Annotated in this window: 10 protein-coding genes; 5 read left to right on the top strand and 5 right to left on the bottom strand. The window is 67.9% G+C overall.

The genetic code is table 11. From position 1 onward, the window contains the following. Positions 1-74 precede the first annotated feature (74 nt). From FX134_RS06045 to FX134_RS06025, 5 genes are all read right to left on the bottom strand, one after another. Entirely contained in the window at positions 75-710 is a 636-nt protein-coding gene (locus tag FX134_RS06045; RefSeq protein WP_080799080.1) for a response regulator transcription factor, read from the bottom strand. Further along, positions 707-1,852, bottom strand: coding sequence for a GAF domain-containing sensor histidine kinase (locus tag FX134_RS06040; protein ID WP_172623400.1), 1,146 nt, complete (start codon positions 1,850-1,852; stop codon positions 707-709). The genes FX134_RS06045 and FX134_RS06040 overlap by 4 nt, the downstream gene beginning before the upstream one ends. After that, positions 1,852-4,413 carry a polyphosphate kinase 1 gene (gene ppk1, locus FX134_RS06035; protein WP_080799075.1) on the bottom strand — a complete coding sequence of 854 codons (2,562 nt, stop codon included), beginning with the start codon at positions 4,411-4,413 and terminating at the stop codon, positions 1,852-1,854. Before ppk1 ends, FX134_RS06040 begins: the two co-directional genes overlap by 1 nt. Positions 4,414-4,451: 38 nt before the next feature. Beyond that, positions 4,452-5,381: a Ppx/GppA phosphatase family protein gene (locus FX134_RS06030; RefSeq protein ID WP_080799072.1), complete on the bottom strand. Its 930-nt coding sequence runs from the start codon at positions 5,379-5,381 to the stop codon at positions 4,452-4,454. 401 nt (positions 5,382-5,782) lie between these two features. After that, complete coding sequence (locus FX134_RS06025; RefSeq protein WP_080799068.1) at positions 5,783-6,733, bottom strand: hypothetical protein; 951 nt, start codon at positions 6,731-6,733, stop codon at positions 5,783-5,785. Positions 6,734-7,051: 318 nt separating this feature from the next. Between FX134_RS06025 and FX134_RS06020 the strand changes: the two genes are divergently transcribed. The 5 genes from FX134_RS06020 to purN all read left to right on the top strand — a co-directional run bounded on the left by FX134_RS06020 (position 7,052) and on the right by purN (position 13,680). Next, positions 7,052-8,788, top strand: a complete 1,737-nt coding sequence (locus tag FX134_RS06020) for a polyphosphate--AMP phosphotransferase (protein ID WP_080799065.1) — start codon at positions 7,052-7,054, stop codon at positions 8,786-8,788. Between the two features lie 625 nt (positions 8,789-9,413). Continuing rightward, the gene (gene srtB / locus FX134_RS06015) at positions 9,414-10,289 is read left to right on the top strand and encodes a class B sortase (RefSeq protein ID WP_232050857.1); all 876 of its coding nucleotides are present in this window, start codon (positions 9,414-9,416) and stop codon (positions 10,287-10,289) included. After that, a complete protein-coding gene (gene purF / locus FX134_RS06010; protein WP_080799061.1) occupies positions 10,286-11,776 on the top strand; it encodes an amidophosphoribosyltransferase in 1,491 nt (496 codons plus the stop codon). The genes srtB and purF overlap by 4 nt, the downstream gene beginning before the upstream one ends. Positions 11,777-11,792: 16 nt before the next feature. Further along, a complete protein-coding gene (gene purM, locus FX134_RS06005) occupies positions 11,793-12,938 on the top strand; it encodes a phosphoribosylformylglycinamidine cyclo-ligase (protein WP_080799058.1) in 1,146 nt (381 codons plus the stop codon). Positions 12,939-13,059: 121 nt separating this feature from the next. Further along, positions 13,060-13,680 (top strand): phosphoribosylglycinamide formyltransferase, encoded by a 621-nt coding sequence (gene purN, locus FX134_RS06000; protein ID WP_080799055.1) that lies wholly within the window; start codon positions 13,060-13,062, stop codon positions 13,678-13,680.

Below are 13,680 nucleotides of genomic sequence, written 5' to 3'. Positions count from 1 at the left end.
CGTCTGCGTACCGTGGGTACGAGTAGAGAATACCGGGGCGGGGTTGCCCGCGGGCAGGGGCGGGCGGGGGCCGGCTACAGCTTCACGAGGCCGTGGGCCACCGCGTATTCGAACAGCTCGGGCTTCGTGGACAGCCCCAGCTTCGCCATGATCTTCGCCTTCTGGCTCTCGACGGTCTTGACCGAGATGGAGAGGACCTGCGCGATGTCCTGGTTGGAGTGGCCGCGCACCGCCAGCGAGACGATCTCGCTTTCGCGCGGGGTGAGCGTGCGCGCAAGGGGGTCGTCGCCCTCGAGCGAGTCGCGTACGAAGGCGCCCAGCATGCCGCCGCAGATGTAGGTCTCGCCTTGCGCGGCTTGGCGGATGGCCTTTATCAGCTCGTCGTCCGAGGCGCTTTTCAGCACGTAGCCGCGTACGTTGCGCTGTAGGGCCTGGCGCAGGTACTCCTGCTCTTCGTGCATGGTGAGCACCACCACGGCGGTGTTGAACGCCCCGTTCGCAATATGCTCGGCCAGAAGCAGCCCGCTTTTCTCCGAGCCCATGGAGATGTCGGTGAGCAGCACGTGGGGCTTGTGCTGGCGCACGAGGGCGAGCGCCTCTTCGGGGTCGGATGCCTCGCCGACCACGTGCATGTCCATCTGCTGCTCGATAATCATCTTGAAGCCCAGGCGCACGATGGCGTGGTCGTCGGCCAGCACGATGTCTATCATGCCTCGGCCCCCTTCCTCAGGGCGCGCGCGAGCGGGATGCGGGCCGTGACCGTCGTGCCCGCATCCGGGGCCGATTCGATGCTCACGGTTCCTCCTACCAGCTCCGCGCGCTCGCGCATGCCTTCGAGCCCCAAGCCCCCGCCGCGCAGCTTCGGCGAGGCGGCGTCGAAGCCGATGCCCCGGTCCTCCACGCGCAGCTCCACGTCGTCGCCTGTTTGCCCGAGGCGCACGGCGATGCCCTCGGCGCGCGAGTATTTGCAGGCGTTCGTGATAGCTTCCTGGAAGATGCGGTAGAGCGCGCACTCGCAGTCCTCGTCCGCGCCGGTAAGCGGGGCGGCGTCCACGGCTATCTCCACGCCGAACGAGTGCTGGAGGACGGCGCAGTGGGCGGCGATGGCCGCGGCCAGGCCCAGCTCGTCGAGGGCCGCCGGGCGCAGGCCCGTGGCAATCTCGCTCACATGCGTCATAATCTCCCGCAGCTTCTCGCACGCCTGCTCGATGCCCTCGTCCTTGCGCTCGGCGGGCAGGTACTTGAGCTTGCGCAGCTCTATCTGGGCAAGCAGGATCTCCTGGGACAGCCCGTCGTGCAGCTCGCGCGCTACGCGCTTGCGCTCGTCTTCCTGAGCTTGGAGTATCTTGTGCGTCACCTCGGTGTAGACGGGTTCGCGCCCCGCCTTGCGCGGCATAAACGGCTCCCGCTCAATGAAGTCGAGGCCCGCGCGCCCCGCCGCGAACCTTTGCGCGTCGCGCAGGATCTCCGCGTCCAGCGCGCGGCCATCGCGGACGGCGCAGATGAAGATCATGGTCACCCGGTTGCCGTCGAGCAGCGGAAACGCGAGGAACGCGCGCAGGCCCTCGGCCGCCACAATGGGGTACTGGTACAGATCCGTCCGCTCGATATCCTCGTCCACATCGCGCACGAGGATGGGCCGCCCGGTGGCGAACACGGTGCCGAGCACGCCTACCTTTGCGGGCAGCACGATGCGGCGGTAGCGGTTGCTCGTGTTGCCCGCCGCGCAGTCCCACACCAGCTCCGGGCTGTCCCCGTCCGGGACGAAGCACAGCCCGACGAAATCGAAGCCGAACGCCTCGAGGACGGCGCGTGCGAGTTTCCGCCCCGCCTCGAGGCGCCCGTCGTCCATCATCGCCTCACGAACAGGCTCAGCACGCGCACGAGCAGGCTCGGCTTGTAGGGCTTCGACGCCGGCGGCACGGGGGCCGCCGTGGCCAGGCCGGTGCCGGCGCCTTCCGCGCACGGCGGGGCGGCGGCCAGCGGAGGCTCCACCGCGTCGGCCTCGAGCGCCTTGGGCTTAACGGGCGCCGTCGCGGGCTCGGCCTCGCGCGCCTCGGCCGGCTCGTCGGCCTCCGACACCTCGTTCGTGGCCATGAGCTGCGCCGCGCGCCTGCGGGCCACGTCGCGGGCGGCTTCCTCCTCGGCCGCCTCCAAGCGGCGCTGCTGGGCGCGCTTGATCAGGAACTCCTGCGACTCGAACAGCTCGGTCACGCCCTCGTCGCTCTCCTTGGCGAACGCGCCGAGCGGCGTGTAGCTCTTGTCGGGCATGAGCTCGCGCAGCTTGGCCGTGTCGCTCATGCAGATGTCCAGGTACTCGAGGATCTGCTCGCGCAGCACCTCGTCCAGGATGGGCCAGGCGATCTCGATGCGCTTGTCCATGTTGCGCGTCATGAGGTCGGCGCTCGACAGGTACAGCTTCATGCTCTCGCGCGGCCCGAAGCCGTAGATGCGGCTGTGCTCGAGGAGGCGCCCCACGATGGACACGACGCGCACGTTCTCGGTGAAGCCCTCGAGGCCCGGCACCAGGCACGATATGCCGCGCACGAACATGGTCACCGGCACGCCGGCCTCCGATGCCTCCACGATCTTCTCGATCACGTCCTTGTCGGTGACCGAGTTCGTCTTGAAGAACAGCCCGCACTCCTCGCCGGCCCGCGCGCGGGCGATCTGCGCTTCGATGCCGGCCAGGATCATCGGCTTGATCTGCAACGGCGCCACCCACATGATGTCGTAGTTGTCCGAGGTGTTCTCAAGCCCCATGTTGCGGAAGAACTCGGTGGCGTCGCGGCCGAACGTCTCGTCGGTGGTGATGAACGACAGGTCGGTGTAGAGCTTGGCCGTCTTCTCGTTGTAGTTGCCCGTGCCCAGCTGCGTGATGTGCTGCAGCCCCGCGTCGGTCTGGCGCGTGATGCAGCAGATCTTCGAGTGCACCTTGAAGTCGCGGAACCCGTAGATCACCTTGCATCCGGCCTGCTCGAAGCGCTGCGACCACTCGATGTTGTTGCTCTCGTCGAAGCGCGCGCGCAGCTCGAACAGCGCCGTCACCTCCTTGCCGTTCTCGGCCGCAGCGATGAGGGCCTCGGCGAGGTGCGACTGGCTGGCCAGGCGGTACAGCGTGATCTTGATGGAGATGACCGCAGGGTCCACGGCGGCCTCGCGCAGAAGCTGCACGAAGGCGTCCATCGTCTCGTAGGGGTAGCTCAGCAGCACTTCCTTCTCGCACACCTGGTCGATCACCGGGCGGTTGCGGTCGAGGCAGGCGGGCCACTGCGGCGTGAACGGGGCGTTCGTCAGCTTCGCGGCCTGCTTGGCGGGAAGGCGGCCGGCCAGGCCCCAGGTGTAGCCCATGTCGAGCGGCACCGAGGTGACGAAGGTCTGGTGCGCCTTCAGGCTCAGGCGCTTGAGCAGCAGCTTCTCGAGCGTGGGCGACAGCGGCCGCTCGCTTTCCAGCCGCACGGGGGCCAGCCGCGAGCGCTTCTTCAGGATGCGCTTCATGTGCTCGCGGTAGTCCTCGTCGTTCTCGTCGGTGCCCTCGGTGGCGTCGAGGTCGGCGTTGCGCGTGACGCACACGACGTTGGTGTGCTTCACGGCGTACATGCTGAAGATCTCGGCCGCCACCATCTCGATGGCGTGCTCGAGCAGGATGAACTGCAGGCCCTCGCCCGGCAGCTCGATCACGCGGTCGCACTGGCGGGGCAGCGGCACGAGGCCGAGCGTCACGCCCTCCGCGCCGAGGTTCTTCGCCTTCTCGCCCTTGGCGGGCTTCTCGGCGCCCTTGGCCTTGGGGGCCTTCTTCTTCACGGCCTCGTCGCCCTCGTCCAGGCGCACCACCACGTACAGCGCGCCGTTCTCCAGGTGGGGGAAGGGGTGGCGCGCGTTGATGATCTGCGGCGAGAGGAACGGCATCACGTTTTTGTGCACGTGGGTGGAAAGGAAGGCGCGCTGCTCCTCGTCGAGGTCGTCCGGGCGCAGGTGGCTCACGCCGCGCTCGTGCAGAAGGCGGCGCACCTGCTCGAACGTGCGCTCCTGGATGGGGTAGAGCTCGTGGCAGCGCGCGTAGATGGCGTCGAGCTGCTCGGCGGGCGTCAGGCCCGACTTCGAGTCGATGATGTGCTTCTTCACGAGCGAGAGGTCGGTGAGGCTGCCCACGCGTACCATGAAGAACTCCTGCAGGTTGCTCCAGAAGATGGAGATGAAGTTCAGGCGCTCGAGCAGCGGCACCGTCTCGTCAGCGCCCTGGTCGAGCACGCGCTCGTTGAACGTGAGCCACGAGAGCTCCCGGTTCTGCAGATAGGGCGCGGCTTTCGGCTCGGGGGCCGCGGGCTCCTGCGCGGCGGGAGCGGCCTCGGCCGCCTCAGGCGCGCCCGCCTCCGCGACGGCTTCCACCGATTGCTTCTTGCTCGTTTCCATGAACGTCCCCTTCCCGTAACGTCACGACGTGGCCGCGCTCAGCGCGGCAGCAGCATACGCTCGATGAGGTAGCCCTCCCGAACGCCGTACTTGCAGACTTCCAACCGCTCGGCCCCGAGGGCCTCGAACAGCGCGAGGATGATGACGCAGCCCGGCACGAGCGTGTGGACGCGCTCGGCGGACGCCTTGAGCGCGGTGTGGGCGAACGCGTCCGGGTCGTTGCGGCACCATTCCAGTATCGCACGAATCTCGCCGGCCGTCATGGTTTTCGGCCGGGGGATCCCGCCTGCGGCCTGCGCGAGCATCTTGGCGGCGGCGCGCACGCTGCCGCCGACGCCGTACAGCGCGGGCGCGCGGTACGCTTCGGGGCGGGGCAGCGCGGCCAGGCGTTCGCGCAGCTCGCATGCGATGGCGCCCATCTCGTCGGCCGTGGGCAGGATGGCGCGCACGTGGGAGGCGAACGACGAGAGCGAGCCCTGGCCCATGCTCGCGTTGTCGAAATCGCAGCCGCCGTCGATGCGGGTGAGCTCGGTGGAGCCGCCGCCGATGTCCACGAGCGTGCCGCGCTCGATGGCGCGTTCGCACGTGGCGCCGACGAAGCCGAGGTGCGCCTCGTCGCGCGCGGAGAGCACGTTGACGCCCAGGCCGCACGCCTCCTCGATGGCGGCCGCGGCCTCGGCGCAGTTCGAGGCGTTGCGCACCACGGCGGTGGCGAACACCTCCAGCTTCTTGCAGCCGAAGTAGCGCGCCCGCTTGACGTGGCCGCGCAGCACGCCCGCCGCCTTCTCGATGCCGGCGGGGGTGAACGCGCCGTCCTCCACGTAGGCGGACAGGCCCGCCATCACCTTGTCGTTGATGAGGCTCTTGAAGTCGCGGCTGGTGTAGGCGGCCAGGCGGTCGTCGCGCACCTCGTACACCACGAGGCGGATCGAGTTCGATCCGAGGTCTATCACTCCGTAGGTGGGCACGCGCCGCCCCCTTGTCTGTCGTCGCGTTTGCAGGTCAACGATTCCATTCTAGCGAAGCGCCGCGCCCCCGCAAAGCGCGCCACCCGATTCGCGCCCAAAGTTTTACCTGGGCTTGACGCTCGACCTTGTCGCGCCCCGGCTTCCCTAGCGGTCGGGCTTCCCGGTCCGGCTTCCTCCCCGCCCTGCAGTCTCTGCGCGGCTTTTTCGTCTTCGTTCCGAGATTTTTGCGCGTAATGGACGATCTGGCAGCCCTCCGAAGGCGTTTTGAGGGACTGTGAGCGCAAATGTTTCGGAAAACCCCTGGTGGATGCAACTGCCTACACGGCCGAATCGTCCATTGCGCGCAAAAATCTCGGAACGCCCCCCGATTCCCTACGCGAGTCTCGTCAAGGGGGCATCGGCTACCCTTTCCTCAGCTCGCTGAGCAGTTCGGTGCGCAGCCGGTGGCGTCGCATCATCCACCCGCCGTTGTTCGCTGGAAGCTCCTTGCCGGTGAGCTTCGCCACGGTTCGCGCCGCCTCGTCGAGCTTCCTCGCGTCGAAGAACTGGTCGCGCGTGATCGTGACCACTGTGATCCCCTGGGCCATCAGCGCGGCGCGCCGCGACGAGTCCCGGGTCTCCTCCTCCCTTCCCGTATGATGCTCGTCGCTCTCGTACTCCACCGCCACGCGGCTTTCGCTCCAATAGAGGTCGCACTTGAAATAGCTCCTCTTGACCAGACCCTTCGCTCGCGCTTCGATGCGGCGGTTGAGTTCGGGAAGATCGAGCCCGTACCCGCCGATCATGCGCGGCAGGCAGAGGGCCATCGCAAGGATCGTCTCCATGGGGGAGGCAGACGTGTCGGCCACGAAGCGAAGCGCCCGCATCGCCTTTCTCGAGCCGCATCTGGCGTGCTCTCTCCTCACGGTCTTTTTCAGGGAGCGCACGGTGGTGAGGGGCGCCCGCTCGCGGAATCCGCGCCCGTTGCTTTCGTCGTAAGCGTACGAGGCGCACAGAACGCAGCCGTATCGGACGAGCTCTACTAAGGAGAGCTCGGACGCCATCTCGACAAAGCTCATGTCGGGAGAGGTCAGGTAGAGGCCGGGCCTCACCTCCATGAACGATCCTGGCGAGAGGGCTCCAGCCTGCACATGGGGAACGAGCCTTTCGGATCTGCGCCGATCATTCTGATCGGCAACCACCACGTGAACGGGTTCGGAGATTCCGTAATCCGACAGGTTGAAGCTCGCCGCGTCGGATGCGCTGATGGGGGAGCCGGGGTGCGGACAGGCCCGCGACGAGCCCGACGTCTTCGGAAGATCGTTCGTCCGCCAGAACTCATATGCCGATAGGTAGCCGATAAAAGCCTTCATATCTGCATCGTAGCGCTTGGAAGGCTCTCGGCGCCCGTACGATTTGTTGAGCCTTGCAAGATAAAGTTGAAGACGAGGGCGCTCGCCCATCTTTTTGCGCGCAATGGACGATTCGCTTCTCTGTTCGATTTCGCTCGCCTGGGGTTTTACGGAACATATACGCTCGCCAGCCGTTCGGGCGTCTCCGGAGGGCCTTCAGATCGTCCATTGCGCGCAAAAAGATGGAAACGGCTCCGAATTTTCCGCGCGAGCCGTCGCGTGAGCCGGCCGCGCGCGCTGTGATATGATGGGCTTACCGCTTCGCGAAAGGATGAGCCCATGCTGGAAACCGTCGATTTCTCGCTGCCGCAGCTGCCCAAGGACGAGTACAAGGAGCGCCGCGACGAGCTCATGGAGCGCCTCGTCGTGCTGCAGCAGCAGGCGCGCGAGCGCGGCATCGGGCTGGTCGTCCTGTTCGAAGGGTGGGACGGCGCCGGCAAGGGCAGCCGCATCTCCGACCTCATGTACCATCTCGACGCGCGTGCCACCAGCGTGTACGTCACCGAGAACCTCGACGTGAAGGCCGCGCGCGGCTTCCCCGGCGCAAAGCACGGCGTGACCGGGTTCTACCCCATGATGCAGCAGTTCTGGCAGGCGCTCGGCATGCGCGGCACCATCACGTTCTACGACCGGGGCTGGTACACCGCCGCCACGCAGCGCATGCTCTACACCGAGTACGGCGAGCTCTCGCTCGGCTCGCGCAAGGGCGACCGCAAGAAGCCCGTGGCCGCCGCCATCGCCGAGGCGCGCGACGAGCGCCACATCGACACGCTGCGCAGCTCGCTCGCCTCGGCGGCCGACTTCGAGAAGCAGCTCGTGGACGACGGCTACCTCATCGTGAAGTTCTTCGTGCATGTCACGAAGGAGGCCCAGAAGGAGCGCCTCACGCGTCTGCACGAGGACCCGGCCACCCGCTGGCGCGTGGACGAGCGCAAGCTCGAGAGCCTGCGCAACTACGAGGAGGCCTACCGCCTCTACGACAACCTGCTGGAGGGCAGCGACTTCTCCTACGCGCCGTGGCACCTGCTCAACGGCGAGGACAAGCGCCGTGCGAACCTCCAGATAGCCGACACGCTCGTGGCCGCCCTCGAGGGCGCGCTGTCGGTGGAGCCAGACGCGGACGCGGCGGCCGCAGCGGCGAAGGCCCAGGCCAACTCCGCCGGAGCGCTCGAGCAGGCGCCGCTGTTCGGCCGCACGCCCGAAGAGGAGGCGCGCATCCGCGAGGAGGCCGAGCGCGCCGCCGCCGAGGCGAGCTCCCGGGCGCCGCGCGCGTCGCGCTTCCGCCTCGTGGCCGACCCGCCGAAGATCGACGAGATCGACCACTCCCTCGCGCTCGCGCCCGACGACTACAAGCGCGAGCTCAAGGAGCAGCAGGAGCGCCTGAACAAGCTCGAGATGGAGATGTACCAGAAGCGCATCCCCCTCATGCTTATGTACGAGGGCTGGGACGCCGCCGGCAAGGGCGGCAACATCAAGCGCGTGGCCCAGGCGCTCGATGCGCGCGCCTACACCATCTTCCCCAGCCCCGCGCCCACCAGGCCCGAGCTTCTGCATCCGCACCTGTGGCGCTACTGGACGCGCCTGCCCAAGGCGGGCCACGTGGGCATCTACGACCGCAGCTGGTACGGGCGCGTGCTCGTGGAGCGCGTGGAGGGCTTCGCGTCGGTGCCGGAGTGGACGCGCGCCTACGACGAGATCAACGAGTTCGAGCGCGAGCTGGTGCGCTGGGGCGCCATCCTGCTGAAGTTCTGGGTGGACGTGAGCCCCGACGAGCAGCTGCGCCGCTTCCGCGACCGCGAGCAGGATCCCGCCAAGCAGTGGAAGATCACCGACGAGGATTGGCGCAACCGCGACAGGTATCCCCAGTACAAAGCCGCCGTCGAGGACATGCTGCGCCTCACGTCCACGCCGTTTGCCCCCTGGATCGTCCTCGAGAGCGACGACAAGCGCCATGCGCGCGTGAAAGCCCTCAAAATAATCAACGACGCCTTGGAAGCGCGCTTGCGGGAAAACTGAGATAGCGGTACTATGTCCTGCAGCACAGAATCAACCGTGCGCGTTCGCGCGCTTGAACAAAAGGGGTAACCAGCATGCAACTCTTCGGAATCTCCGTGCCCATGGAGGCCATCTGGATCATCGTGGCTATCATCGTGCTCGTCATCGTGATCTTCATCGCGAAGGGCTTCCTCGACGAGATGAAGAAGTAAGCGGGTCTCTTCCCCTCGTCGGTGAAATTGCGTTTTTCGCATATCGCGCCCCCATCGCGGGGGCGTTTGTTTATTATGGTAACGGTCTGGTGACGACGGGCTTTCGATGCAGCGCTGCGAGGCGCGGCGCCGTCGTCTGACGATCGTTCCGGAAGGTGGACATGCCAGAGTATCGAGAGAATCCCGATTTCGCCCCGCGCGGCAGGCATGCGCAGCAGCGGGGATCGGGCGGGCCGTCGGCCCAGCCGCCGCAGGGGGCCCCTCGCGCGCCCGGCGCGCAGCCGCCGCGCCAACCTCAGCCTCAGCAGCGCAGACAGCCTCCGGCACAGCGCCCGCAAGCGGCCCGGCCCGGGGCGTATCCGGCCCCTTCCGCGCGCCCAGGCGCCAGCCGCCCGCAGGGCGCGCCTGCGGGCGCATACCGTCCGGTGCAGCCTGTGCACGGCCGCGGGGGTGCCCGGCCCTCGGCGCAGAAGCCCCAGAAGAAGAACCCGTGGCGCATCGTGTTCTGGGTGGCGCTCGTCGTGTTCGTCATCGCGCTCGGGGCGCTCGGCGTCATCGGGTTCAGCTACTGGCAGGGCCAGCAGACCTATAACGACATCGCCGAGGAGGGCTTCACCCCGCCGGCCGACGTCGAGGGCACGTCGCTCGCCGACCTCACGGTGGACTGGGACGCGCTCAAGGCCATCAACCCCGACACCGTGGGCTGGATATACATCCCCGGCACCCCCGTGAACTACCCCATCGTGCACACCACCGACAACGACAAGTACCTCACGCACGACTTCAAGGGATCCGAGGGGTGGGCCGCCACGTTCGGCGCCATCTTCCTCGCGGCGGAGAACAAAGGCGACTTCACCGACGCCAACAACATCATCTACGGGCACCACCTCAACGACGGGTCGATGTTCGCCTGCGTCGCCGATTTCGAGGACCAGGCCACGTTCGACGCCCATCGCACGATGTACGTGCTGACGCCCCAGGGCAACTACCGGCTGACCACGTTCTCGCTCGTGCACGTGTCGGCCGACGACCCGTTGGCCCAGGCGACGTTCGCGGACGCCGCCGAGTACGAGGCCTACGTGCAGGACAAGATCGACCGCTCGGTGGTGGAGGTTCCCGACGCTCCCGAGGCGGCGTCGCTGACGCAGACGTTCGCGCTCGCCACCTGCGACAACCTGCCGAGCGACGGGCGCTTCGTGCTGTACGCCTCCGTCGCCGACACCACGGTGGGCGCGCCGGCGGAAGGCGAGGTCGCCGATCCGGACGCCGTAGATGCCGTCGATGAGGCAGCAGAGGAGATCGTCTCGTGAGCTGTTCTATCTTGCCCGGAGGACGCCCCGATCGCCCGGAGGAGGAGTGCGCCGTGTTCGGCGTGTTCGCTCCCGGCGAGGACGTGGCGCGCATGGCCTGCTTCGGGCTCCAGGCGCTGCAGCACCGCGGCCAGGAGAGCGCCGGCATCGCGGTGGGCGATGGCGAGACGATCATGGCGGCGAAGGATCTAGGGCTCGTGACGCAGGTGTTCGACGAGGCCACGCTCGCGGCGCTCGAGGGGTTCGTGGCCGTGGGGCACGCGCGCTACTCCACGAGCGGCGGCGCGGCGTCGTGGGAGGCCGCGCAGCCCCACATCTCGGCCATCGACGACGTGCTCATCGCGCTCGCGCACAACGGCACGCTCGTGAACACGAACGCCATCCGCGCCCGCCTGGTGGGCGAGGGGGTGCAGTTCCGCTCGCGTACCGATAGCGAGGTGGCCGCGAAGGCCATCGGCCAGGTCACGCAGGAGACGCACCACCTGAGGAACGGCATCCGCCGCGCCATGGAGCAGCTGGAGGGCGCGTACGCCATGGTGCTGGCCAGCCCCGACGCGCTCTACGCGTTCCGCGACCCGAACGGCATCCGGCCGCTGTGCATCGGCGAGCTGCCGGATGGGCGCGGCTGGGCCGTGTCCTCCGAGACGTGCGGCCTGGACATCGTGGGCGCGGCCTACGTGCGCGACGTGGCCCCGGGCGAGATCGTGCGCTTCAGCGCCGAGGGCATGCACGCCGAGCAGGGAGTTCCCGCCGGGCGCCGCGCCTCGTGCATCTTCGAGTACGTGTACTTCGCCCGCCCCGACAGCGTGATCGACGGGCAGAGCGTCTACCAGGCGCGCCGCAGCATGGGCCGCATCCTGGCCAAGGAGGCGCCGGTGGAGGCCGACCTGGTGCTCGGCGTGCCCGACTCGGGCGTGCCGCCGGCGCTCGGGTTCGCCGACGAGAGCGGCATCGCCTACGCCGACGGCATCGTGAAGAACCGCTACGTGGGCCGCACGTTCATCGAGCCCACCCAGGCCATGCGCCAGCTGGGCATCCGCCTGAAGCTGAACCCGCTGCCCTCGGTGATCGCCGGCAAGCGGCTCGTGGTCATCGACGACAGCATCGTGCGCGGCAACACCTCCAAAAAGCTCGTGCAGATGCTGCGCGACGCGGGCGCGGCGGAGGTGCATCTGCGCATCGTGAGCCCCGAGGTGCGGTGGCCGTGCTTCTATGGCATCGACACCGACACGCGCGACCAGCTGATCGCAGCGAACATGAGCTTGGGCGAGATGAACGCGTGGATCGGGTCGGACTCGCTCGCGTTCATCAGCCTGGAGGGCCTGCGGGCTGCCGTGCCCGACGTGCGCTGCCAGGGCTTCTGCGAGGCCTGCTTCACGGGCGACTACCCGGTGGCCATCCCGGACGCGATGGCGAAGAAGAGCTTTCTCACGAAGAAGGATTTCGAGGACGTGTACGCCGAGGGCGCCGGCGAGGCCGGCGTGTAAGGTACAAGGAGAGAAGATGACCGAGAGAAACACCGCAAGCCCCAAGCACGGCGCCGAGGCCCCGCACATGCCCAGCTGGATGGACGAGGACGCCGTCACCTACGCGCAGGCCGGCGTTGACACGGCCGAGGGCGCGCGCGCCGTCGAGGCCATCAAGGGCGTCGTGCACGACACGTACCGCCCCGAGGTGGTGGGCGACATCGGCGGCTTCGGCGGCCTGTTCTCCATCGCGGCGGCCAAGGACATGGCCGACCCGCTGCTGGTGAGCGGCACCGACGGCGTGGGTACGAAGCTCAAGGTGGCCCAGATGGCCGGCAAGCACGACACCGTGGGCATCGATTTGGTGGCCATGTGCGCCAACGACATCCTTGCCACGGGCGCCGAGCCGCTGTTCTTCCTCGACTACGTGGCCATCGGCAAGCTCAAGGCCGAGAACGTGGCCGAGGTCGTGGCGGGCATCGGCGAAGGTTGCAAGCAGGCCGGCTGCGCCCTCATCGGCGGCGAGATGGCCGAGCACCCCGGCGTGATGGACCCGGACGACTACGACCTGTCCGGCTTCTGCGTGGGCCTGGTGGACCGGGCGAAGATGCTCGACCCCGCGGCCGTGCGCGAGGGCGACGTGCTGATCGGCCTGGCCTCGAGCGGCCTGCACTCAAACGGCTACTCGCTCGCGCGCAAGGTGTGCGTGGAGGGCAAGACCCACTACGAGCTGCGCATCGAGCGCGAGGAGCTGGACGGCGCGAGCCTGCAGGATGCGCTTCTGGAGCCCACGCGCATCTACGTGAAGCCCGTGCGCGCCGTGCTGGCCGCATGCGAGGGCGCCGTGCGCGCGCTCGCGCACATCACGGGCGGCGGCATCTCCGAGAACCTCGACCGCGCCCTGCCCGAGGGCGTGGACGCCGAGGTGGACCTGGGCACGTGGCCCGTGCCGCTCATCGCGAAGTACGTGAGCGACGCCGCCCACCTCGACGAGGCCGAGGCCCTGAAGACGTTCAACATGGGCCTGGGCATGATCCTGATCGTGGACCCCGAGCGCGCCGAAGAGGTGGAGGCCGCCCTGGCCGAGGCCGGCGAGCAGACGTTCCGCGTGGGCCGCATCGCGGCCGGCGAGGGCAAAGTGCGCTACACGAACGACGGCAAGCTCTACGGCTACGAGGGGTAGAATTCAAGCGGGCAACCCTCCGGAATTTCCGGATGGTTGCCCGAAACGCACGCAACTATTAAGGAAAACTTAAAAGTTCGCGCAAGCGAGCACGACGACGAGTCGTTTTTGAGGGGGTCGTATGACCGAGAAGCTTAAGATTGGCGTTCTGCTCTCCGGGAGCGGCACGAACCTGCAGGCCATCATCGACTCGATAGCGGGCGAGGGGCTGCCGGTGGAGATCGTGCGGGTGGTGTCGTCGCGGCCGGACGCTTTCGGCATCGAGCGGGCGCGGGCGGCGGGCATCCCCGCGACCGTGCTCAACCGCGACGTGTACGCCGACCCGGAGGCGGCCGACGCGCGCATCGTTTCGGAGCTGCGCGAGGCGGGTGCCGCGTACGTGGTCATGGCGGGCTACATGCGCAAGGTGACGCCGGTCATGCTGGACGCGTTCCCCGACCGGGTGCTCAACCTGCATCCGGCGCTTCTGCCCTCGTTCAAGGGCGCGCACGCCATCGCCGATGCGTTCGACGCGGGCGTGAAGGTGACGGGCATCACCGTCCACTTCGCCAACGAGGACTACGACAAAGGGCCCATCGTGGCGCAGCGCGCCGTGGAGGTGCGCGAGGACGACACGCTGGAAACCCTCGAGGCGCGCATCCACGAGGCCGAGCACGCGCTGTATCCTGAAGTGCTGCGCCTCGTGGCCGAGGGCCGCGTGACCGTGGGCGAGGACCGGAAGGTGCATATCGGAATGGCATAA

It is taken from the genome of Arabiibacter massiliensis (genome assembly GCF_902386925.1).
Classification (GTDB): domain Bacteria; phylum Actinomycetota; class Coriobacteriia; order Coriobacteriales; family Eggerthellaceae; genus Arabiibacter; species Arabiibacter massiliensis.
Note: the sequence above shows the minus strand (reverse complement) of the source record. Positions and strands in the feature narration are given on the sequence as shown.

Coding starts and splice junctions, on each gene's coding strand:
- FX134_RS06045 (WP_080799080.1), bottom strand. CDS start 710: ATGATAGACATCGTGCTGGCCGACGACCACGCCATCGTGCGCCTGGGC.
- FX134_RS06040 (WP_172623400.1), bottom strand. CDS start 1,852: ATGGACGACGGGCGCCTCGAGGCGGGGCGGAAACTCGCACGCGCCGTC.
- ppk1 (WP_080799075.1), bottom strand. CDS start 4,413: ATGGAAACGAGCAAGAAGCAATCGGTGGAAGCCGTCGCGGAGGCGGGC.
- FX134_RS06025 (WP_080799068.1), bottom strand. CDS start 6,733: ATGAAGGCTTTTATCGGCTACCTATCGGCATATGAGTTCTGGCGGACG.
- FX134_RS06020 (WP_080799065.1), top strand. CDS start 7,052: ATGCTGGAAACCGTCGATTTCTCGCTGCCGCAGCTGCCCAAGGACGAG.
- purM (WP_080799058.1), top strand. CDS start 11,793: ATGACCGAGAGAAACACCGCAAGCCCCAAGCACGGCGCCGAGGCCCCG.
- purN (WP_080799055.1), top strand. CDS start 13,060: ATGACCGAGAAGCTTAAGATTGGCGTTCTGCTCTCCGGGAGCGGCACG.